Origin of the sequence: Methanofollis formosanus, from assembly GCF_019633745.1 — an archaeon.
GTDB lineage: Archaea > Halobacteriota > Methanomicrobia > Methanomicrobiales > Methanofollaceae > Methanofollis > Methanofollis formosanus.
In genome coordinates, this window is the sequence record NZ_CP037968.1 from 2,326,604 (window position 1) to 2,347,678 (window position 21,075).

At 51.7% G+C, this 21,075-nt stretch carries 20 protein-coding genes and 1 pseudogene; 15 read left to right on the forward strand and 6 right to left on the reverse strand.

The genetic code is table 11. The features are described from left to right. The first annotated feature begins 100 nt into the window (after positions 1 to 100). The 4 genes from mntA to E2N92_RS10740 all read left to right on the forward strand — a co-directional run bounded on the left by mntA (position 101) and on the right by E2N92_RS10740 (position 1,556). Entirely contained in the window at positions 101 to 415 is a 315-nt protein-coding gene (mntA, locus tag E2N92_RS10725) for a type VII toxin-antitoxin system MntA family adenylyltransferase antitoxin (RefSeq protein WP_343222843.1), read from the forward strand. Continuing rightward, on the forward strand, positions 375 to 800 hold the full coding sequence (locus E2N92_RS10730) for a HepT-like ribonuclease domain-containing protein (protein ID WP_246589191.1): 426 nt from the start codon (positions 375 to 377) through the stop codon (positions 798 to 800). Before mntA ends, E2N92_RS10730 begins: the two co-directional genes overlap by 41 nt. A 135-nt stretch (positions 801 to 935) precedes the next feature. Next, a complete protein-coding gene (locus E2N92_RS10735) occupies positions 936 to 1,226 on the forward strand; it encodes a nucleotidyltransferase family protein (RefSeq protein WP_220681157.1) in 291 nt (96 codons plus the stop codon). 36 nt (positions 1,227 to 1,262) lie between these two features. Then, positions 1,263 to 1,556, forward strand: a complete 294-nt coding sequence (locus tag E2N92_RS10740) for a HepT-like ribonuclease domain-containing protein (protein ID WP_425515753.1) — start codon at positions 1,263 to 1,265, stop codon at positions 1,554 to 1,556. 72 nt (positions 1,557 to 1,628) lie between these two features. Here the strand turns inward: E2N92_RS10740 and hepT are convergent, their stop codons facing one another. From hepT to E2N92_RS10755, 3 genes and pseudogenes are all read right to left on the reverse strand, one after another. Continuing rightward, positions 1,629 to 2,084: a type VII toxin-antitoxin system HepT family RNase toxin gene (gene hepT / locus E2N92_RS10745; protein WP_246589192.1), complete on the reverse strand. Its 456-nt coding sequence runs from the start codon at positions 2,082 to 2,084 to the stop codon at positions 1,629 to 1,631. Continuing rightward, the gene (locus E2N92_RS10750; RefSeq protein ID WP_246589193.1) at positions 2,081 to 2,653 is read right to left on the reverse strand and encodes a nucleotidyltransferase domain-containing protein; all 573 of its coding nucleotides are present in this window, start codon (positions 2,651 to 2,653) and stop codon (positions 2,081 to 2,083) included. The genes hepT and E2N92_RS10750 overlap by 4 nt, the downstream gene beginning before the upstream one ends. After that, positions 2,598 to 3,029: pseudogene (locus tag E2N92_RS10755) on the reverse strand (DUF234 domain-containing protein); the annotation flags it as partial. The gene E2N92_RS10750 and the pseudogene E2N92_RS10755, both read right to left, overlap by 56 nt. Before the next feature lie 502 nt (positions 3,030 to 3,531). On the opposite strand from E2N92_RS10755, the gene E2N92_RS10760 reads away from it, so the two are divergent. Then, a complete protein-coding gene (locus E2N92_RS10760; protein WP_220681159.1) occupies positions 3,532 to 5,160 on the forward strand; it encodes a WD40 repeat domain-containing protein in 1,629 nt (542 codons plus the stop codon). A gap of 336 nt (positions 5,161 to 5,496) precedes the next feature. On the opposite strand, the gene E2N92_RS10765 is transcribed toward E2N92_RS10760, so the two are convergent. Beyond that, the gene (locus E2N92_RS10765; protein ID WP_220681160.1) at positions 5,497 to 5,727 is read right to left on the reverse strand and encodes a hypothetical protein; all 231 of its coding nucleotides are present in this window, start codon (positions 5,725 to 5,727) and stop codon (positions 5,497 to 5,499) included. A gap of 220 nt (positions 5,728 to 5,947) precedes the next feature. Here E2N92_RS10765 and E2N92_RS10770 point away from each other — a divergent pair, with 220 nt between their 5' ends. From E2N92_RS10770 to E2N92_RS10815, 10 genes are all read left to right on the forward strand, one after another. Then, positions 5,948 to 6,919, forward strand: a complete 972-nt coding sequence (locus E2N92_RS10770; RefSeq protein WP_220681161.1) for a glycosyltransferase family 2 protein — start codon at positions 5,948 to 5,950, stop codon at positions 6,917 to 6,919. Positions 6,920 to 6,921: 2 nt separating this feature from the next. Further along, the gene (locus E2N92_RS10775) at positions 6,922 to 8,166 is read left to right on the forward strand and encodes a glycosyltransferase family 4 protein (protein WP_220681162.1); all 1,245 of its coding nucleotides are present in this window, start codon (positions 6,922 to 6,924) and stop codon (positions 8,164 to 8,166) included. Then, on the forward strand, positions 8,163 to 9,431 hold the full coding sequence (locus E2N92_RS10780) for a UDP-glucose dehydrogenase family protein (RefSeq protein WP_220681163.1): 1,269 nt from the start codon (positions 8,163 to 8,165) through the stop codon (positions 9,429 to 9,431). The genes E2N92_RS10775 and E2N92_RS10780 overlap by 4 nt, the downstream gene beginning before the upstream one ends. Then, on the forward strand, positions 9,428 to 10,354 hold the full coding sequence (gene galU / locus E2N92_RS10785) for a UTP--glucose-1-phosphate uridylyltransferase GalU (protein WP_220681164.1): 927 nt from the start codon (positions 9,428 to 9,430) through the stop codon (positions 10,352 to 10,354). Before E2N92_RS10780 ends, galU begins: the two co-directional genes overlap by 4 nt. Then, on the forward strand, positions 10,339 to 11,313 hold the full coding sequence (locus tag E2N92_RS10790; RefSeq protein ID WP_220681165.1) for an SDR family oxidoreductase: 975 nt from the start codon (positions 10,339 to 10,341) through the stop codon (positions 11,311 to 11,313). Before galU ends, E2N92_RS10790 begins: the two co-directional genes overlap by 16 nt. Next, a complete protein-coding gene (locus tag E2N92_RS10795) occupies positions 11,283 to 12,563 on the forward strand; it encodes a phenylacetate--CoA ligase family protein (protein ID WP_220681166.1) in 1,281 nt (426 codons plus the stop codon). The genes E2N92_RS10790 and E2N92_RS10795 overlap by 31 nt, the downstream gene beginning before the upstream one ends. Next, positions 12,560 to 13,711, forward strand: coding sequence for a sugar-transfer associated ATP-grasp domain-containing protein (locus E2N92_RS10800; RefSeq protein ID WP_220681167.1), 1,152 nt, complete (start codon positions 12,560 to 12,562; stop codon positions 13,709 to 13,711). Before E2N92_RS10795 ends, E2N92_RS10800 begins: the two co-directional genes overlap by 4 nt. A gap of 91 nt (positions 13,712 to 13,802) precedes the next feature. Then, positions 13,803 to 15,005, forward strand: coding sequence for a glycosyltransferase family 4 protein (locus tag E2N92_RS10805; protein ID WP_220681168.1), 1,203 nt, complete (start codon positions 13,803 to 13,805; stop codon positions 15,003 to 15,005). Between the two features lie 144 nt (positions 15,006 to 15,149). After that, positions 15,150 to 16,268, forward strand: coding sequence for a glycosyltransferase family 4 protein (locus E2N92_RS10810; RefSeq protein ID WP_220681169.1), 1,119 nt, complete (start codon positions 15,150 to 15,152; stop codon positions 16,266 to 16,268). Beyond that, a complete protein-coding gene (locus tag E2N92_RS10815) occupies positions 16,241 to 18,193 on the forward strand; it encodes a hypothetical protein (protein ID WP_220681170.1) in 1,953 nt (650 codons plus the stop codon). The genes E2N92_RS10810 and E2N92_RS10815 overlap by 28 nt, the downstream gene beginning before the upstream one ends. Before the next feature lie 446 nt (positions 18,194 to 18,639). Here the strand turns inward: E2N92_RS10815 and E2N92_RS10820 are convergent, their stop codons facing one another. Further along, a complete protein-coding gene (locus tag E2N92_RS10820) occupies positions 18,640 to 19,761 on the reverse strand; it encodes a glycosyltransferase family 4 protein (protein ID WP_220681171.1) in 1,122 nt (373 codons plus the stop codon). A gap of 14 nt (positions 19,762 to 19,775) precedes the next feature. Next, complete coding sequence (locus E2N92_RS10825) at positions 19,776 to 21,056, reverse strand: asparagine synthetase B family protein (RefSeq protein WP_220681172.1); 1,281 nt, start codon at positions 21,054 to 21,056, stop codon at positions 19,776 to 19,778. Positions 21,057 to 21,075: the final 19 nt, after the last annotated feature.

Consider the following 21,075-nt stretch of genomic DNA (forward strand, 5'->3'; position numbering starts at 1 on the left):
GGATCGGCAAAACGATGAATCAACTCTTCTGTCGAAAGACTGATGAAGAGGGGGGATGAATAGTCACAGCAAGAGCGAGGGAGAAATGCCGAGATATACCTTGACCGAGAAGATCTGTGAGACCATCGTTCGCGTCCTGACACAGAACGATGCCGAGCGGATCGCAATCTTTGGTTCCTATGCACGGGGAGAGGCCGGTGCACAGAGTGACATTGACATCCTGGTCAGATTCGCCCGCACAAAAAGCCTCCTCCAGCTTGTGCGGATCGAAGACGACCTCAGGGTCGCCCTCCAGAGAAACGTCGATCTCGTCACGGAACATGCGGTCAGCCCCTACCTCGCCGATGCGATACACCGTGACGAAGTGGTGATCTATGACGCCGGAAGATCCCGCCTACCTCCATCATATTCTTGACGCCATCGTCAACATTGAGAATTTTTCCCGGGACATTGCGTCGGCGGAAGAACTCAGAGACCGCCCCCTTGAGCGTGCCGGAATCGAGCGGATGCTCACGATCATCGGCGAGGCTGCAAAGAATATCTCGCCGCAACTGCGCAAGAGTTATCCTGAAATCCCCTGGAAAGAGATCGCAGGCATGCGGGACAAGATCGTTCATCACTACTTTGGTGTGGACTATGAAGCAGTATTCCTGACCGTACAGGACGACACATCCCCCTGCTCAAGCAGGGCATTCTGGCAATCCTCGATGAAACCACCACATAAATCCCGCCAGGCAGAGATGATCGACGTTATGATAGGTGCCTGGATCGAGCGAGGCCGCCACCATGCGGCAGGGTAGGCCTGCATTAGACCCGATCTCCGTCCTTATCCGATGAGTTCGCCCGGCTGGAGGAGAGTTCGGCATCAGATGCCGGAGATGGGAACGACCCCCTGGCAACCCTTATCCTCCTCTATTCAGATAAGAGAAGATCAGATGAGCCTGTATGCAGATGTGCTGGAAAAAAGGGAAGAAATCCTGCGGGTCGCAGCAGGCCACGGCGCCCGTACGATCCGGCTCTTCGGCTCGGCTGTCAGGGGTGAGGAGACCCCGGAGAGCGACATCGATCTGCTCGTTGAATTTGAACCTGGACGAAATCTCCTCGATCACGTTGCCCTCGTCCAGGACCTGGAGGATCTGCTCGGCCGCACGGTCGACGTCGTGACCGAGGGTGGACTGCACTGGTATATCAGGGACCGCATCCACGAGGAGGCCGTCCCCCTGTGAAAGACGACCGGCTGTATCTCATCCATATCCTCGAGTGTGCCGGCAGACACCCGGGGAGGTCGGGACGCATTCATGGCATCCCCGATGGTGCAGGATGCGGTGATCCGGAACTTCGAGATCATCGGCGAGGCGGTGAAGCAGGTCTCGGAAAAGGTGAAAGAAAAACGTCCCGACGTCCCCTGGCGTGCGATTGCCGGCCTTCGGGATATCCTGATCCATCGGTATATGGGGGTGGACCTGGACGCCGTGTGGGACGTCGTCGAACAGGATCTCCCTGCACTGAAGCGGGCAGTTACAGAGATCCTGGATGCGCTACAGCAGGATCCCTGAACCGGAGACGATCGAGGGCTGCGCTTTTTTGAAAAATGTCCTCTCTTTCCAGAAAAGGATGGACCCTGACAGTCAGTCCCGGGTGTCGGCCGCGGCATCCCGGCTGCGCAAAAATGCCTCGATCTCCTGCCTGAACTGAGCGAAATCTCCGATATGCTCCTGCAGGATCGCAAACGTGAGGGCATCGTCGATCGCTCCGTAGCGGTGGACGACGATGTTTCTGAACCCTTTCATCGCCTTGAGGTTCGTGAGCATCCCTCTGCTGAGGACCCCCTGCTGGATCAGGTGGTCGACGATATCCTCGTCCGTGCCGGGCACGCCGAGGCGGAGGTCGGTGTTGAGCATCGCACAGATATCGAAGACATTCTCAATGGCATATTCGATCCTCTTGTAGATGCCGTCCCTGACGATCCCGAGCCTGGTGAATGCCCCGGCCGAATCAGGCAGATGCTCCCGGACCATGCCGATGCTCTCGGTCATCTCCTGAAGTTTGGTCCTGATGGCGGCACTCCTGATGGGTCCGTTCATGGCATCGCCCGCTCCCCGATATAGTCATAGAGGCGGTGTTTGAATGCGTCGAATTCCCTGATGGTCTCGACGGCGACGTCGTACAAAAACCGCTCGTCAGGGCAGTAGAGCACCCGGCCGCGCAAGCACTCCACCCGCACATAGAGCGGGAGCTGCTGAAAAATCTGGAGGTCGTACCGATCGCTGAAGAGCTCTGCAAGCGCGAGAAACCTGAACCTCGACGCCTCCGCGGGACTTCCGTCGAAGAAGACACAGAGGTCGATATCTGATCCCTCTCTTGCATCGCCCCGGGCGACCGAACCGTAGAGGATGACGAAACGGACTTTCTTGAACCCCTCGACTGTTCGAAGCCTCTCGATTGCCTCTTCCACTGCAGACACCTGGTGCACGTAGTAAGAGGATAGGTCTTTCGTCTCATAATTCTTCTGGCGGCCGGGCAGATACGCCGTGCCGTCCGCCTGGAAGATCCGGGCGGCCGCACCAGAAGACCTGGACTCGACGTCCTTGAGGCGCTCATCTCCGGACTGCTTCCGCTCTGATCTCTTCGACCCGTGCCATACAGTCGTCAAGGTCGAGAAAGATATCCTCGCTCTCCGGAACCTGGTGCGAGAACGACCGCACAACGACGCAGAAGTGCTCCTCCCGCCGCAACCCTGCGATGACCTCGGCGGCATCGACCCCGTCCTGCCCCCTGCACTCGCAGAAGAGGATCCGGTGTTCGTCCTCGGCGAGGCAGACAATATCGATCTCCTCTCCCCGGTGCCACTCGCTCCCGATCCTGGTGAAGACGAACGGCAGGAGGCCGTGCCGGTTGAAGGAGTCGAAGAGGTCCGTCACCATGCCCTCGAAGTGCTTGCCGACGTAGCGCGCAAAGTGCGGCCGCACGTATCGGTCCACGATCAGTGGTGCGTTGCCGCGCTCAAGGGTATCGAGGTAGGGATTGACGAATGAAAACCAGAAGTCAAAGAGGTTGTCCGAGAGAAAGTAGAGGCCTTTTCTGCTCCTCTACCCTTCGGTCACAGGGATGCGCCGGTGCACCAGCTTCAGATCGATGAGGCCGATCCTGTGGTTCCTTCGGTGGAAACGGCTGTACGGTGAATGAGTGAGGAGGAGTTCCTGCCTCCTCGCGGCATCTGATCGGTCCCGGTCGAGTTCGCCATCGGCAGGAACGATTCTCCGCGGCCAGATATCTGAATCGTTCAATGGCATTCGAGTGGCGACCTTCTGGTACTGATCTGGGTGTGGTGAGGAATGCGAGCAATCTGATGATCTGCTCTCTGTGGTCTCTCACTCCGGTCGTGAGGGGGGGAAGGCAACAGAGGTTTCCTGCAGGACCACTCCTTATGGGCCCCATTCAATCGTCGTGATGCCACTCCCCGCAGACCCTGATCCCTCCGATTCCTGCAAACAGAATCTTTATAGAATCCTCAGACAATAGTCAGGACACATGCGGTGCGTGATCGTCCTCCTCTGGACCTGTCTCCTCCTTGCCGGCCTGCCTGGCGGCGCCCTGGCAGGGGGCCCCCTCTGGAATTTTTCGGCGCCTTCAGAGATCACCGGCCTCTCCCTCACGCCGGACGGGAGGTATGTCCTCCTCGGCGGGGAGCGGCTCTGCCTTCTTGCCGGCGACGGCACCCCTATCTGGAAGGAGTGGTCGGCGGAGATGACCGCCTGCTCGGCAGACGGCCATTTGGTCGCCGGGATAGATGGCCCGCAGCTCACCCTCTTTGACGGGGACGCGGGCGTGCTCTGGAGGCAGGAATTGGCTGCAGACACGGCGGCCCTCGCCCTCGCCTCGGACGGCTCGCGCCTGGCGATCGCGGACCGGATCGGCGAGGTGCACTTCTACGACCGCGACGGAACCTGCCGCGCCACCGTCGACACCAGGGGCGACCCCGACGACGACGACGACGAGACCGAGGTCCAGTCCTGGATCCAGGACCTCGCCCTCTCGGAGAAGGCCGCCTATGCCGCGGTCATCTCCAGCCGCGGCCTCTTCTATTATACCGGCACCGGCCGGAAACTCTGGGCGCACGAGGGTGAACTGGAGGGCGGCACCGCCGTCGCGGTCTCCAGGAGCGGCGACGAGATCGCCGCCGCCTCGGACGCCCGGGTCCGCCTCCTGAACCGCACCGGTGCGCTCCTCTGGGAGCACCGCACCCACCGCCCGGTTACGGCCCTGGCGATCTCCGGCGACGGTTCCCGCGTCCTCGCCGGTTCGCAGGACAACACGCTCACCTGTTTCGATCGCGAGGGCGAGCAGCTCTGGACCTTCACCGCCGGCGGCTGGATCCGGGATGTCGCCGTCTCGGAGAACGGCTCTCGCGTCCTTGCCGGGTCCATGGACCAGCAGGCCTCCCTCTTCGACGGCGAGGGGCACCTGCTCGGGGCCCACCCCCTCGGCGGCTGGGTCGACCATGTCGCCCTCACCGCCGACGGCACTGCAGGCGTCGCCGCCGCCTCCCGGGAGGTGATCGGGTTTTCGACGGCGGCGGTCGCCGCCGCCACCCCGGCCCCGACGGTCGAGGCCCCGGTGACGGAGACGCAGACGACCGAGCAGCCGACCACCGTCACCCCGACGACGCCGGTCCCGACGACCACAACCGCAGCGGCCGCTCCTCCCGAACAGGCGAGCGGTGGCGACGCCGGGGTGATGCCCCTCCTCCTGGCCGGCCTCCTGATCGGAGGGGTGGCCCTCGGTGCCGGGTACTGGCACCGGCGCCGTCGACAGGTGCCCTCCCCGCCGGTGGAAGTATCCGCACCGGCAGAGGTGCCGCCTCCCGCGGTGGAGAGGGCGGCGCCTGTCGCACGCTGGGAGTCCGCGCTGGAGGACGGCAGGACGAGGGAAGCGGCCCGGCTCCTCCTGCAACAGATGAACGCCCTCATCGAGGAGCGTACCGGAACCCGGATCCTCCGCACCGCCGACGCCCTGGACGCCTGCCCTGAGGAGCAGCGCAAAGACCTGGCGACGTTCTTCGCGCTCGCCGACCGCCTCCTCTATGCCCCGCCCATCCCCGAGAAGGATGAGGTGGAGGCGCTCGCGGCGGCGTACCGCCGGCTTGCTGAGGAGATTTGATCAAGGATTGAAACGAGGGGGATCTTCCCCCTCACGCGATGAGATTGCAACTCCTATTTCGGGCTTCGCGTTCAGGTCATGGACTATCACAAGCACATGGCGCTGGGAGGGACGCACCTCGTAAAGAAGAACTCTATCTCGAACCATGATTTTTTTGCCGTAAGGTCATCCCAAAAGTATCGGAGAAATGAATCTTTGTCTGGATCAAAGCCCATCATTCTGGGAATTCTGAACAGATCTTTCTTGCAGGGGGGAGAAAACTCGCATCTCTCCATGGATGGAGATTGGCGAGGGACGAAACCTCCTCTTCATGTTCATATCTCCGCCTTCCTGGTCCTATCGCAATCCCGTGGGTTCCGGGAACAGCGCCCTTTCCACGATTGATGGGTGGAAGGCGTGATGATCAGATGTGCCGCCTCCATCACAGAACCTTTCCTGCCTTCTCGCGCCGTGGGCGAAACTCCCGAGATCATCCCTGGATGAGGATAGGCAGGGGCGGCAGGCGTAGAGGATTTCAGGTTGTATCTCCCTGCCACAGGGAGAAGGATCCAGGATCGATTCTTCCATACTCCAGAGGACTGTGACACGAGATTTTCATCTGGTATGCTTGAGACGTGCTCTCGAATCATGAGCGATTCAACAGAACCCAGAAATCGGCATTACAGAGATTGGAGGAGGCATGAGATCTAGAGGGAGCTAATATATTTATATGGAGTTATTTATTGTGGCCCTGTAGGCACAAAAAATTTGGGGGGGACTGGAAGCAGTGCTATGGTCTACTCAGAGGATGATAAGTCCTCGAGTTACGTTATCGTCTGTTGGTGAAAATAATACCAATATCACAATAGGCCACGCCAGGCGACGGGTCGCGGTTGTTGTACCGGCGTATAATGAGGAGCTTGTCATCGGCACTGTCATCCTCCGCGCCCGCCAACACACCGATCTCGTCATCGTCGTCGACGACGGTTCCAGAGACCGCACCGCCGAGATTGCCGACCTCGCCGGTGCCGAGGTGATCCGGATGCCGCGGAATGGCGGCAAGGCCTCCGCTCTTATGGCTGGCCTCAAGCACGCCCGCGGTCTCGACGTCGCGGCGGCTGTCATGATGGATGGCGACGGCCAGCACGACCCTGCCACGATCCCGACTGTCCTCGCTCCTGTCCTTGCCGGCAATGCCGACCTCGTCATTGGCTCTCGCTTCCTCGACAAGAAGGCAGGAATCCCGGCCTACCGTCGCTTTGGTCAGGAGTTGCTCACCTTCGCCACCAACGTCGGAAGCGCTTGTCCAACCCGCGATTCCCAGTCCGGCTTTCGGGCCCTTTCCGGGCGGGCCCTCGAAAACCTCGACTTCGTTTCTGAAGGGTATGCGATCGAATCCGATATGATCGCCCACTTCGCCAGCCGCGGTCTTGTGATCACTGAGGTACCGATCTCGGTGCGCTACGACGTCCCGAATCAGCACAAGATGAACCCCCTCTCTCATGGCTTCGGGGTACTGGCCACGATCGTCGGGCTCATCGGCTACAAGCGCCCGCTGTTCAGCTTCGGGATTCCCGGCCTCCTCCTCATATGTATCGGTATCGGCTCTGGGATCTATACCTTCTCTGAGTTTTACGAGACCGCTCAGTTTCACTTCATCGTCTTCATGGTGGGTATCTCCGCTCTCCTCCTTGGTCTTCTGCTGATGACTGCGGGCTTGATCCTCCGCTCACTCGTTCAAATTATGAAGAGCACGCAGTCTCGACAAGAGGTTTCCTAACTATGAAGATCTTGCGTGTTGTATCTGATCTTTATCCTTCTGTGGTTGGTGGTATCGGCCTCCACGCCCATGAGATGTCACATCTTCAGGCACGCAATGGACATGATGTCACTGTCATGACCTTTAGGACAGATACCTCTCAATTTCTGATTGAAAAGAGAGACGGATATCGTCTTGTCAGATCTGATGCTCCATTTCAAATTTTTGGAAATACGATCTCATTCTCTCTTTTTTTCCAACTTCTCAGGTGCTGGAACTCCTATGATATCGTTCATGCCCACTCGCACATGTTCTTCTCCACCCTCCTCTGCGCTCTCGCACGAAAGTTTCGAAAATCTCCTCTGGTCGTCACCAATCACGGCCTTGTATCACAGACCGCACCCGGCTGGCTGCAGCGGTTCTATATCCCGACGATGGGAAAATGGGTCTTTCAGTCGGCGGATGCGATCATCTGTTACACCGAAATCGAACGATCCCAGGTGATCGATCTGGGTGTATCTCCTTCCAGGATCCATGTCATCCACAACGGCATCGATACGGATGTTTTCGTTCCGTCAGCATCGTGTAACCCCAAAAAACAGATCCTCTGGATCGGGCGGTTTGCTCCGGGAAAAGGTGTAGAATACCTCCTCAAAGGATTTCAGATCTTTGCTCGAGAGCATCCTGACTATACTCTAATGATGGTGGGCAGCGGTCCGTTGAGGGATAAATTCATCAAGAGTATTAGAGAGGGGGGCCTTGAGGATAAGATCGTTCTCCGCGAATTCGTTCCAAATGATGAACTCCTGGGGTTGTATCATGATTCGTGTCTCTTTGTGCTTTCAAGCCTTGAAGAAGGAGTCCCTAGGACGATTCTTGAGGCAATGGCCTGTGCCAGGCCGGTGGTCTGTACCGAACTCCCCCAACTTATCGATGTTGTCGGAAGATGTGGGATCCTGATTCCTCTCAAGAATTCTGAAGCACTGGCAGGTGCTCTCTCAAAAATAGTCTGCAATCCTCGTATTGCCCGTGCTCTTGGGAATTCCGGGAGAAACAATGTGGTTTCACGCTATTCCTGGGATGATACGGTCTGCAAAACTCTTCGGCTCTATGAATCACTTGTTAGATCCTGTTCGCCGGGGGATCAGATCTCAGAGGTCAGGAATCCGAGGGAGGATCAAGAAAAGAGGCCTGGATCCCATGACTCCGAGAGAATAGGGTGTCACCGTGAATTGGCCCCATATCAATCGAGAGGTGAGAGGCGATGAAGTTATCAATCGTCGGTTGTGGTTATGTCGGCACGGTGACCGGTGTCTGTTTCGCAGACCTGGGTCATGATATCACGTTTTATGATCTCGATGAGAAGAAGCTCGCCCTCCTTGGTGCCGGGAAGGCCCCTATCTTTGAACCCTCCCTTGAAGAACTGATCCGAAGAAACCAGCATCGCTTCACCACGACCTCAGATCTCACCGGTGCTGTTCATGATACAGACCTCACCTTCGTCTGTGTCGGCACTCCGTCACAGGAGGATGGTTCGATCGACCTGAGCTATGTCCTGTCTGCATGTTCTGCAATCGGAAAAACGCTGAAAAATCTTCCTGACTTCCACCCGGTGATCATCAAGAGCACCGTCTTTCCGGGCAGCACCGGAGGGTCGATCTGTTCGGTCCTTGAGAAAAAGTCTGATAAAAAGGCATATGTGGACTTCGGACTTGGTTCAAATCCTGAGTTTCTGCGAGAAGGCACTGCCGTTCCTGACTTCTGTACGCCTGACCGTATCGTGCTCGGTGCGGATGATGAGAGAACGATGGGAGCGCTCCGATCTCTCTATACCCCGTTTGAATGCCCGAAGATCGAGACGGCGATCCGAACTGCGGAGATGATCAAGTACGCCAGCAACGCTTTCCTTGCCACAAAGATCAGCTTTGCGAACGAGATCGGCAACCTCGCAAAAAAACTCGGGATCGATTCAGAAAAGGTCTTTGAGGGTGTCGGCCTCGACCGTCGGATCGGCCCGGCCTTCTTCGGGACAGGGATCGGCTTTGGCGGTTCGTGTTTCCCCAAGGATGTCCGCGCTCTGATCGCGGGTGCAAAGGACTATGATGAGCACCTCAGGATCCTCCCTGCGGTGCTGCAGGTCAATGAGGGTCAGCCCCTCGTTGTGGTCAGGTTGCTCCAGAAATACCTTCCTGACCTGAGAGGAAGGAAGATCGGTGTTCTTGGCCTGGCCTTCAAGCCCGATACCGACGATGTCAGGGAGAGCCGGGCGATCCCGATCATCAGACAGGTGCTCGACGCCGGGGCCGAGGTCATCGCCTACGACCCTCTGGCGATGGAAAATTTTGCCTCTCTTTTCTCGGAGATCACGTATGCCCCCTCGGCAGAGGCTGTCCTCTCGGCGGAGGCCGTCCTGATCACGACCGCGTGGGAGGAGTTTGAGCACCTGGACTATCACGGGACGATCGTTATCGATGGTCGCCGTGTCGCCGCGGCTTCCCGGGACGCAAGAGTCTATGAGGGGGTGTGCTGGTGAAAGGAGTTACAAAAGCGGTCATCCCGGCGGCAGGGCTTGGCACCCGCTTTCTCCCTGCCACCAAGTCGATGCCCAAGGAGATGCTCCCCCTCATCGACCGGCCGGTGATCCAGTACGTCGTCGAAGAGGCGGTGAACTCAGGGATCGACGACCTCATCATCATCACCGGGAGGGGGAAGCGGGCGATCGAGGACTATTTCGACGACTCGCCAGAACTGGAGATGCACCTGCGGCAGCATCGGAAGACTGATCAGCTCAGGTGTATCCAGGGCATCTCCTCCCTCATCGATATCCACTATATCCGCCAGAAAGAGCCCCTTGGGCTGGGAGATGCGATCATGCGGGCCGAAAAACACATCGGCGACGAACCCTTCGCCATCCTCCTCGGCGACGACATCATCCAGAACCATACGCCCTGCACCAGACAGTTGATCGAGATCTTCTGTCAGAAGGGGACGTCGGTGATCGCCGTCGAGGAGGTTTCTGATGAGAAGGTTGGCAGCTATGGGATCATTCAGGGGACGAAAGTGAGTCCGTCCCTCATGCAGATCGACGACATTGTTGAGAAACCACGGCTCGAAGATGCTCCATCCCGGATCGGCGCCATCGGGCGGTATGTGTTCACCCCTCAGATCTTTGACTGTCTGGACGAGACCCTGCGGGGTGTAGGAAACGAGATCCAGCTCACCGATGCGATCCGCATCCTGCTGCAGCAGCAGGATGTCTATGCCTATACATTCGAGGGGAAGAGGTATGACACCGGCGACAAGTGTGGGTATATCGAGGCGATCATCGATTTCGCCCTTGAAAATGATGATACCCGGCACGCTGTCCTTCAACACCTCGGATCAGTGCTGCGGCGCACTGCCGATGGGATGTCGGTTTCTGAAAACGTGGAGAGTGAGGGATGTCAAAGATTGTGATCACCGGCGGGGCCGGTTTTATCGGCTCGCATCTTGCCGAGGCGCTGGTCTCTGATCACGAGGTCGTCATCATCGACAACCTGGACGACTACTATTCTCCTGCCTTGAAGCGGAGGAACCTTGACTGCGTCATGGCGAAGGGTGACGCCATCTTTGTCAGGGGTGATATCACTGACCTCGCGTTTGTCAGGAGCGTCATCGACGATACCGTCGATTATGTCTACCACGAGGCTGCCCAGGCCGGGGTCAGGATCTCTGTCCGGGATCCTTTCAAACCGAACACCGTCAATGTGACCGGCACCCTCAACGTGCTCACGGCCGCACGGGATGCCGGGGTGAAGCGGGTGATCAACGCTTCCTCTTCCTCGGTGTACGGCACGGTGCAGTACCTCCCCTTTGATGAGAACCATCCTACCATACCGGTCTCCCCGTACGGCATCTCGAAGCTCGCCGCCGAGCACTACTGCCGGATCTTCTACGAGGTCTATGGGCTCCCGGCCGTTTCCCTTCGGTACTTCACAGTCTATGGCCCGAGGATGCGCCCTGACCTTGCGATCTCCATCTTCACTCGAAAGATGCTCAAGAACGAACCGATCACGGTCTATGGCGACGGCGAGCAGACCCGCGACTTCACCTTTATCGACGACATCGTGAAGGCGAACTTGAACCTCTTGAAGACTGGTGCTGCTGATGGGTATGCGATGAATGTCGGCGGCGGCCAGCGGATCACGTTGAACGACCTGATCGCTCTGATCCGGGAGATCACGGGGAGTGCGTCTGAGGTGGTGTATTCTCAGAGGCAGAAGGGAGATGCGGAGCATACGCTCGCGGAGATCTCCCTTGCCGGGAAATTGATTGGATACAGACCTGAGGTCTCCATCGGGGGAGGTCTGGGCAGGTTTATCGAGTGGTACAGGGGGGAAGTGAGATGGGTGCCTTCAATGCCTGCAGGCTTCTGATGCAGGCCCGAAAGAACCAGTGGCTCAAACCCTCTGAACTGGAGGAGTTGCAGGCGAAACGGCTAAGGGCGATGGTCAGGCATGCCTATGAGAATACGGAGTTCTACCATTGCAAGTTCAAGAATGCGGGGATCAGGCCTGAGGATATCAGAACCGTCGATGACCTCGAAAAAGTTCCTTTTACCACCAAGGATGAGCTCCGAAAAAATAGCACCGGTTCTATGATAGCACGAGGCGTGGACCTGGGCAGATGTCTGGTCACCGAGACCAGCGGGTCAACCGGTATCCCCACCAGGGTGGTCTATGATTCGCCTGCCAATGACTTCAGTAAGGCGATCAATTTACGCTCTCATATTGAGAACGGGTTGACTCCTACAAGTAAGTGGACGATCTTTGGGGATCCTCATCATTTTCCGAAGCCCACATGGTTCCAGAAATTCGGGATTTTCAGTCCCCGCTGGATCTCTGTCTTCGATCCGGTTGAAAAACAACTGGAATTCCTCCAGAAATTCAAACCTGATGTCCTTGGTGGGTACACTTCGTCGATAGTGCTGTTGGCCCGGGCGATCGAGGAGAGGGGCATTGAAGGTATTACTCCAAAGGCGGTTATCGGTACATCTGAGTTGCTCGATCCAGGTACTCGAGAGTACATCGACGCAGTCTTTCATATCAGGATGATTGACCACTTTGGCTGTGTCGAACTGAACCGGACTGCCTGGGAGTGCGGCGAGCATGCCGGATATCACATCGATGTTGATGCGGTTGTCATGGAGTTTGTCCGTGGTGGAAAGGCCGTTGCTCCAGGTGAACGTGGAGAGATTGTCTACACAGGCCTGTACAATTATGCCATGCCCCTCATTCGCTATAATATTGAGGATATCGGGGTGCCGGCCGACGAATTGTGCCCATGCGGGCGCGGCCTCCCTCTCATGAAGATCATTGAAGGGCGGTCCGACTCGTTTATGCAGACGCCTGACGGGAGGATCTTTGCAGCCATGATATGGGAACCCCTGATGAGGAGGATTCCAGGAATTACAATGTTCAAGGCGATTCAGGAGAGGGAGGATCTCATCAGGATCCTGGTTGTCGGGGACGAAGTCTACTCTGCGGCCACCGCCAGGCAGATTGTGCATGATGTACAGGAGGTCATGGGTGAGGAGGTGCGTGTTGATGTTGAGGTGGTTGAGGAGATCCCGAGGGATCCTTCAGGGAAGGTCAGGTGTGCCGTTTCGAAGGTAGGTATGATATGAAACAGATGATCTCTGATAATACGAGGGAGTATATCTTCAACTCGTTCAATAGGATAAAACTGTGGGCGAATAATCAGATATATAAGCATAAGATTCGGGAGATATCACGTCAAAATCCTGGGTGCTCTGCAATAACCGATAAAAATTATCTGGAACATGTCAAGTATTGGAAGGCTCAGGGATTCAAGGATGTTGATCGGAGATGGTATCTGTTCTATAGGAATTGCTCAGGCATAGATGATGTCAGGTATGTTCCTGAAAATATCTATTATAACAAGATCGAACCAAATTTGAATAACCAATATCTGTCATTTGGGTACGCAGATAAGAACTTTTATGAAAGACGTTATAATCCCGATCTATTTCCAGAGACGATACTCCGGTGTATTAATGGAATCTTCTATGACAGATTTTACAATAAGATTGATGAAAATGACTCTCACTCCATCTTGGATGACTGTGGCGCCGAAGAGTGTGTATTAAAACCCACAATTGACTCAGGTGGAGGAAGAGGGGTTCAGATTGCGAGGATCGATAGGGGAGAAATTTTTGATGCACAGAGTCGAAAGATCTCATTCAATGATCGAGTACATTTTTACGGAGGTAATTTTGTAATCCAGCATAAGATCGAACAGAATGAGTTCTTTGCCCGATTTCATAGTGATTCGATAAACACAATGAAATTGTATACATACTACTCTGAGCATTCTGATGAGGCTTATGTCTTAAAATCAGTGTTGAGAATGGGTATCAACAATCGATTTATGGATAATCAGGGTGCGGGGGGGATATCCTGTGGTATATGCCCTGATGGAAGACTGAATTCTTTTGCTTATGATAAATATGGATATACGTGCTGTGAACATCCCAATTCTAAAATGAGCTTTGAAGATAAAGTCGTTCCAAACTTCAGTGAAGCGATCAATGTCGCAAAAAGAATTCAAAACTCGAACCATCATTTCCGTGTATTGGGTATAGATATGTATGTTGATAGAAAAGGAAATACCAGGATCCTTGAAATCAATACGAAAAATAATGAAATAAATTTTCACCAGTTATATGGGGGTTCTCTTTTTGGAGATTTTACTGAGGAGGTTATTGAGATCTCAAAGAAACAGGTGAATAGGGATCGTATACTGTGGTATTGATCCATATTATTCCGGGAGGATCTGTCTATGCCGTGTATAAATGCTCCTGATCTGGTTTCAGCACGATCAACGTCCATTATCGGGGGATATCATGAGAATCGGGTTTTTTACTGAAATATTTCCATATCATTGCAGTTTGGATGAGAATAATATTAGAGAAGCTAATAATGCCCGTTTTAGTGGAGGCATCGGTAATGTTGTCTACAACCTCCTCCTGCAGATGTCGAAAAAGGGACATGAAATCTATGTTTTTACCACCGCTGCTATGGGAGAAGAAACTTCAGTAGAAAAGCATGAGAATGTAACTGTTGTGAGATATAAGCCCCATTTTAAAGTAAGTTCATCCCCTGTTGTATTGGATTATCTCTATTCGGGTTTTATTTTTGATCTTGACCTGGATATTGTTCATGCCCATATCGGGAACCCTATTGCTTCTCTTGGAGGAGCTCTGTATACTAAGAGACGGAGAGTTCCTTTTGTTATAACCTATCATGAGGATATGACCGGGGGGTACGGTGGCTTGCTCAGGAGAACGGCGGTATGGTTTCTGAATACTTTTGTTGTAGATCATATCCTTTCTCAGGCTGATGTTGTCATTACCCCGTCTGAGTATTATATCGAGAGATCAACCCACCTGAAGAGAATAAAGGAGAAAGTTCAGAGTATCCCCAACGGCATAATCCTCGAAGACTATCAGCGAAAGTATTCGAAAAGAGAGAGCAGGGACATCTTACATTTGCCACAGGAAGAGAAGATTGTACTCTTTGTTGGGAGTCTCACTCCAAGGAAGGCCCCGGATGTTCTTGTTAAGGCGATGCGTCTTGTTTTGAGAGATTGTCCTGATAGCCGATTACTCTTTGTTGGGGATGGATATTATCGAAATGAATTAGAGACTCTGGCAGAAGAGTACGGCATCCTGGATCAGATCGCATTCATGGGTTTCGTTGATGACGACACTAAAAAGTTGTGCTATTCGGCATCTGATATTTTTGTCCTCCCGTCACGATCAGAAGGATTTGGCATAGTATTGCTGGAGGCTTCGGCTTATGGTTTGCCCCTTGTTGTGAGTGACCTTGAGGTTTTTCGCTCTGTTGTAAAAGATGGTTATAATGGTGTTTTTACCGAAAAAGAGAATGAGAATGATCTTGCATCAAAAATTATATATTTGATAAAAAATATTGATTTCCGAAATGATATGGGAGGGTATGCGGGGAAAAAGGTGCAGGACTTCCGCTGGGATAGTGTTGCTGATGAGACTTTGAAATTGTATATTGATGTAATGAGAAAAATTTAACGAGGGGGAAACGGTGGAAAATAATTTGTCTCTCTCGTTTTGATTTATCATAAATATCTCGCTAGGAGAGTTTAATAAATCAATTCAAGGGATCGAAATGAGTTACGCCTTTGGAACATCCGCCTCCATGTGGGGATATCTGTAATGAACAGATTGAACATTGGCATAATCACTTTTCCGCAAAATAAAACTCATGTAACTCCATTGTATAATCTGGCAAGGATAATCAGTTGCCTTGCAGATCAAGTCTATGTTATAACGGGGAACGTAGGAGGCGAGGTTGCAAAAAAGTTAGAAAAACCCCACGTTCGACTAATTCGCTATAATTACAACCCCAATAAGATCATTAGAATCTATAATCATGCTATGATTCAACTGAAGACGACTTTTCTCATGACAAAACTATCAAAAAAAGTTGATATCTGGATTTTGATTGGTGGAGAATTAATGATTTTGCCAATCATGTTGACAAAAATAACTCGGATACCTCTGATTATATTTATTGATGGAAATGCGTTGAATATCGCAAGATCGAATAATGATCCGTTGTTAAAGCCGATGACCATGATATTTATGCTTGGTTATACTATTGTAGACAATATCGGCTTATATTCTCCCGCCCTAATTTCCGCCTGTAATCTCAAAAATTACAGTGAAAAAATCCATATTGTCTGTCACCACTCCGTTAACTTTGAAAAATTTGCTGCCGTCACTCCTCTCTCCGATCGCCCGCTCCTCATTGGATACATTGGTCGGTTAAGTGTGGAAAAAGGTGTCCAGAACTTTGCCCGGGCTCTCCCTGCTATTCTCAGCAACCGGCAGAACCTCAGCGTGCTCATCGGTGGGGAGGGGAAATTGAAAGAGGCGATTGAGAGCTCCTTGCAAGAAAATGGACTCACCAACCGTGTTGACCTCGCCGGATGGATCTCTCATGAAGACCTTCCAGAATACCTGAATCAACTGCGCCTCCTCGTACTTCCGTCATACTCCGAAGGGCTCCCCAACATCATGCTTGAGGCCATGGCCTGCGGAATACCGGTGCTTGCAACGCCGGTAGGGGCGATACCGGATGTCGTCGTAGACGGGGAGACAGGATTCATCATGGAGGACAACTCCCCCGAGTGCATTGAGGAGAATGTGTTGAGGGCATTGAGCTCACCGGCGTTGGAGCAGATCGCAGAGAATGGGAAGCGATTTGTGATGGAGAATTTCACGTTTGAGCATGTGGTCGCCAGGTGGAAGGAAGTGATCGAGGGGGTATAGAGGTGTGGCAGAAAACATTGTCACTCCGATATAATATCGATACGTTCGCGGCAATATTTGGCATTATAGTATCATTGTTTATGATCATTTTTGGAGGAATTTATGGGAGAGCAGGATTCTTCACGCTGGGTGTTCTGACCATAACCTCTTGTCTTATCTGGTTGGCAATGAGGGATAGCGCTTCATTTGAGTTTCAAGTGCCGGGAGTACGATCCAGCTTCTCCTTGTGGTGTACAGCTTTTTTTCTTTTGTACGGCCTGAGCATCATTTCAATTTACTTTCGCCCATCTATGTATGAGCGTCCTCTTCTCTATTTTGTAGTAACATCTCTTATTGCCGGTGTAATCGCATGTGAAATATTAACCGCCGATCGGCGGCATACAAACTTGATTCTAATTCAGATCCTGCTACTCGGAGTGAGTATCGGGTGGTCTCTCTTATTTATCGTTCCCGAACTTGTTGGCAAGGATCCCTGGTTCCATATGGGTTTCACGAATTTGATACTGCATGATCATGCTATTCCCGATGATTCTATTTATTCGGGCTATGAAAAACTTCCATTTTTTCATCTTATGGTTGCCATCACTTCGCTGGTCACGGGCCTTACCTATAAATATGCCGCGATGGCATCGGTGAGTTTTGGACAGATCGTCTGTAATATTGTATTTATTTTTCTCATTTCCAATTACATCTTTAAAAACTATAGGATAGGATTGTTCTCTGCTTTACTCGTAGGTATTGCAAGTCATCATATTCTCATGAGTTACCTATTTATTCCCAATGGTTTTGGTGCGATATTTGTATTCATTGCACTATATCTAATTTTATCTAAGACGGAAGGAAAAAATGGGGCTATTTTTTTTATTCTATTGTTAACCCAGATGATTACTATTATTTTAACACATTCAATTGTAGCCATATTCATGGCTCTTCTTCTTCTTCTCATCTGGAGTATCGATCTGTTTCACTGTTTTTTTCATCAACAAATTATCTCTGTTATTAAATCCGCGATCCTGGTCAGTTTTATGATGGGGATGCTTGCGTGGTGGATCTATTCTTCTATTGCTCTGGAAACTTTAGTCGATCTTGTGCAGGTGGGATTTAGTGCTGAATATTTTGTGCGATTTCCTGAATATCGGCTCTATGAAGCAAATGTCCCATTTATTGAGCATGTTTATAATTTAATTGGATTATATGCCTTTTTAGGGTTGTCATTGGTGGGTGTGCTTTTTATGATTTCCCGAAGAGGGAACAAATCTACTTTCTTGATGGCATTAATCTCTGTAACTCCAGTTTTCATTGCATTTTTCTTTAATATTTCCGGTGGTACACTGATTGAGGAGCGCTGGTTTTATTTCGGTGAGATCCTTTTAAGTGTTCCATTAGCGCTCACTGTTCTCTTTTTGGGGACATGGATATGTAAGAAACCAGAGTCCCAATGTTTCTTTATCTCTGGATTCATAGTAGCCTTGAGTTTTCTAACATTTACAGGCATGTTTGTCGGTCTTGACAACAACGAACTAACTCCGGTCTCAGCAACATCCCTTTATTATACGCAATCTGAAATGGCAGGTAGTGACTTTGTTGGGGCCAGGTCAATAGGATTGATCTCTTCGGATGTAACGTACTGCGTAAATCCGAGCAGCAGCGTATATATGAATCTCTATAATATCAATGGTGAACGGCTACAGATGCTGGATATATCGTATTTTACAGGGAGGTTCAGGCATGACGGATCAGTCAAGGTAGTGAGAAATCTCTATTTAGATGAAATCCAGAGAAAAAGCCTCCTGTCAAATTCTATATTCCCGGATGTCGACATATATTTGTCAAATTTAGACTTCTATAAGATATATGATAATTCTGCAATCACGGTTTATACCGATAAACTCAACATCGATAATAGAGCATATCCAACTCCGTAGGAATACTCAAAATGGCTATCTCTGTGGGGGGATGGCCACCCTCCGAATCCTCTGCGTCAAGGTAGGACGAGACTGCTATCGCAACTCCCTCTTCATGTCCATTGGCTGTGCCTTCCCGGCCCAATCTTCATCGTGGGGTTCCGAGGGCAGCGCCCCCGGCGCGAGTGAGGGAGGGAGGCGAATGTTCAAAACGTGCGATTAGAAGACGCAATGATCCGAAGTACCACCCAAAATCTTCGGATATTCTCTGCCGCCTCGAGCCGGGGGACGTTGCCCGCCGGACCCCCCACGGACAGAAGATGGGTGGGGGTGGCAATTGAGTGAGGGTTCCACCGATTCTTCTGTCTTGAAAAGAGAGAGCAAGCGACGAGAAATTTTCGTCGCGTATGCTTGAAGCATGATATCGCCTCATGCTGAATTCTACGCAGCCCAAAATGAAATTTTGATTACGGTTTCATTTCGTTGAGTATTTTTTCTGCCCGAGAATACCATGAGTACTTGCGAATAAAATCATTCTTTGCATTCTCACCGAGTTGGATACGTACATCTTCTCTTTCGGATAAGAACGTTAACGCCTCTTTCCACGAATTAATGTCATCTGGATCGCACAATAGAGCATTATGTCCGTTCTCCAGCACTTCTCGTAAAACCGGGAGATCCGAACAGATGATAGCTTTTCCCGCAGCCATGTACTCAAATATTTTCAAAGGAGAGGTCCATTTCCCGATATCCTCATCTGTAATACAGGTCGAGACGTGTTTCTGGTTTGGAACCAGAGTGACGTCAAAGGCAAGGATGTACTCGACTGTTTTGGCATGAGGTAAAAAGCCGTAAAAGAAAATATTCTGCTGATCTTTGGTTTTCTTCCTCCAGTACGAGATATCTTTCTCAGCCCCCCCCACGATATGAAAATCAGCCCAATCACACTGGCGTACGAGGTTCGAGATCACCTCCATTCCTTTGCCCTTATAGAGGTGACCAACATAGCCGACCTGTAATTTATTCTCCTTGTTAAGCAACAATATCGGCCTTCTATCTTCTGGCACGGGATCTGCTCCATCAGGAGCGACAATAATATTCTCTGATAGAATAGGATCCCTCTTAGAATAATACTCCTTTAATGCGTGGGTAATAACAACAAGTTTCTGAAACACAGGCTTTGCGATAAGATTTCGAAACATCCGTGAATAAAAATAATTTTCTATCGGAGCATGGGATTCAAATACCACTGGTAGGTCCAGTAAGGAAGCGAAAAAACAACCCGGAAGATCTCTTCCATATATGATATCTGGTTGCATTCTTCTTATTTTTCCTCCTGCAAGAATACCAGAGATAATTCCTTTCCCTTTGACTGGGAGGAGAGGAAGATACAGAATTTCAAAACATTTTTCCACACCGTAAAAGGAGAACACATCTTCAACACCCGGTTCACGATCGATCTTCCTGTCGGGAACGATCAATGTGACCTCGTGCCCATTTTGAGCAAATGCCTGGCACATCTTCATAACATGAATACTGCTTGCCGTGCGAGATGGGATGGTCGAGGTGGCAATATACACAATGTTCATGCCCGCACTCCCACTCACTCCAATGGGTTCTCAACACAATTTGCTGCCAGCCCGAGCAACACACAAAACGCATCCCCGTGATCCTTTCTCCGTCGCATATGCTCCTCCCAGAGCATATCCAGGTCCAGCCATGGCACAACCTGATTATCCCTTAGGTACTCAAACGCAGTTCCAAGCGTCGCTTGATAGTCCTCCCGGTTGCGGAACATCTCGTTGTAGTCGAGGTAGTTTGCCATGAGTGACGATCTGATCCCAAACTGCGGGGCTCGCGCCTGCATCTGTGAACGGAATATGTACACCCACTTTTGTATCATTGCATGCACGCCATGGCTCCACCTGGTCCCATAATTTATCTTTCCTGGCAGTGAGAAGAGTTTGGGGAACTTCAGATTGAGCATCTCAACATAGAGATTCTGCCCTTTGCGTACTTTGCGTGGTGCAGCGAGCCAGTACCCTCCCCAGGCACTGTCTGCAAAAGGAGCAATCACTCGGGCACCGTTTCTCTCTTTGCCGATGAGAGCCCCCCAGTCATCCCATTTTTCTGTAGGGGTGACTATCGGTGCTTCAGAAAATGCAACACAATAGACGTGCCATGATCTCTGAATTTTTTCATGATCTATGATATTTGCCGGGAGATTTTGTGGACTCCGGCATACTTCATCGGGATTGAAATCAATTGCATGTATCTGTTGTGACTTTGATCTCCGTAATTTTTCTGAAAACTTTTTTGTTTTTTCGTCATAGGTCATCGACATATCAGAGGGCTGAAGACCGGTGAGTGCATCTCCCAGAAATCCGCTCCAGATAGTATCGGATGTGCTGGAAACCAGATTTCGACAGAAAGAGTTGAACATTACATCAGGCACAGGTGCCCATGGTGATGCGAGAACTGACTCTCTGAGAGTCTCCCAGGTAAAATCAATAGATCTCAAGTCGAGTGTATGATGGTTCACGCCTGCCAGGTCGGCGACTATCTTGCCCAGATCATAATCCAGATGACCTGGCACGCCGAAGGTGACGGTTGTTATCTGATCTGAATCAATACGTTCCAGCAATGCGCCAAGGATAGCACGACTGTCCCAACCACCGCTGAGAGGGATGATATGGCGTCCTGATGGGGCCAGTTCGACAAGAGCATCGAAGAGAATGTCAAACCTTTCTGCCGCCTCGCGGAGGGAATATTCTCTGCCTATGGATTCCGGGGTCATGCAGCCGGATACCCAGGCAGGAAATTCCCTGGGAGGGAGAAACCCACACCAGAGATATTGATTAATCTGAACCGGATCCATACTCATCGCTGAATCTCCTGAGAAT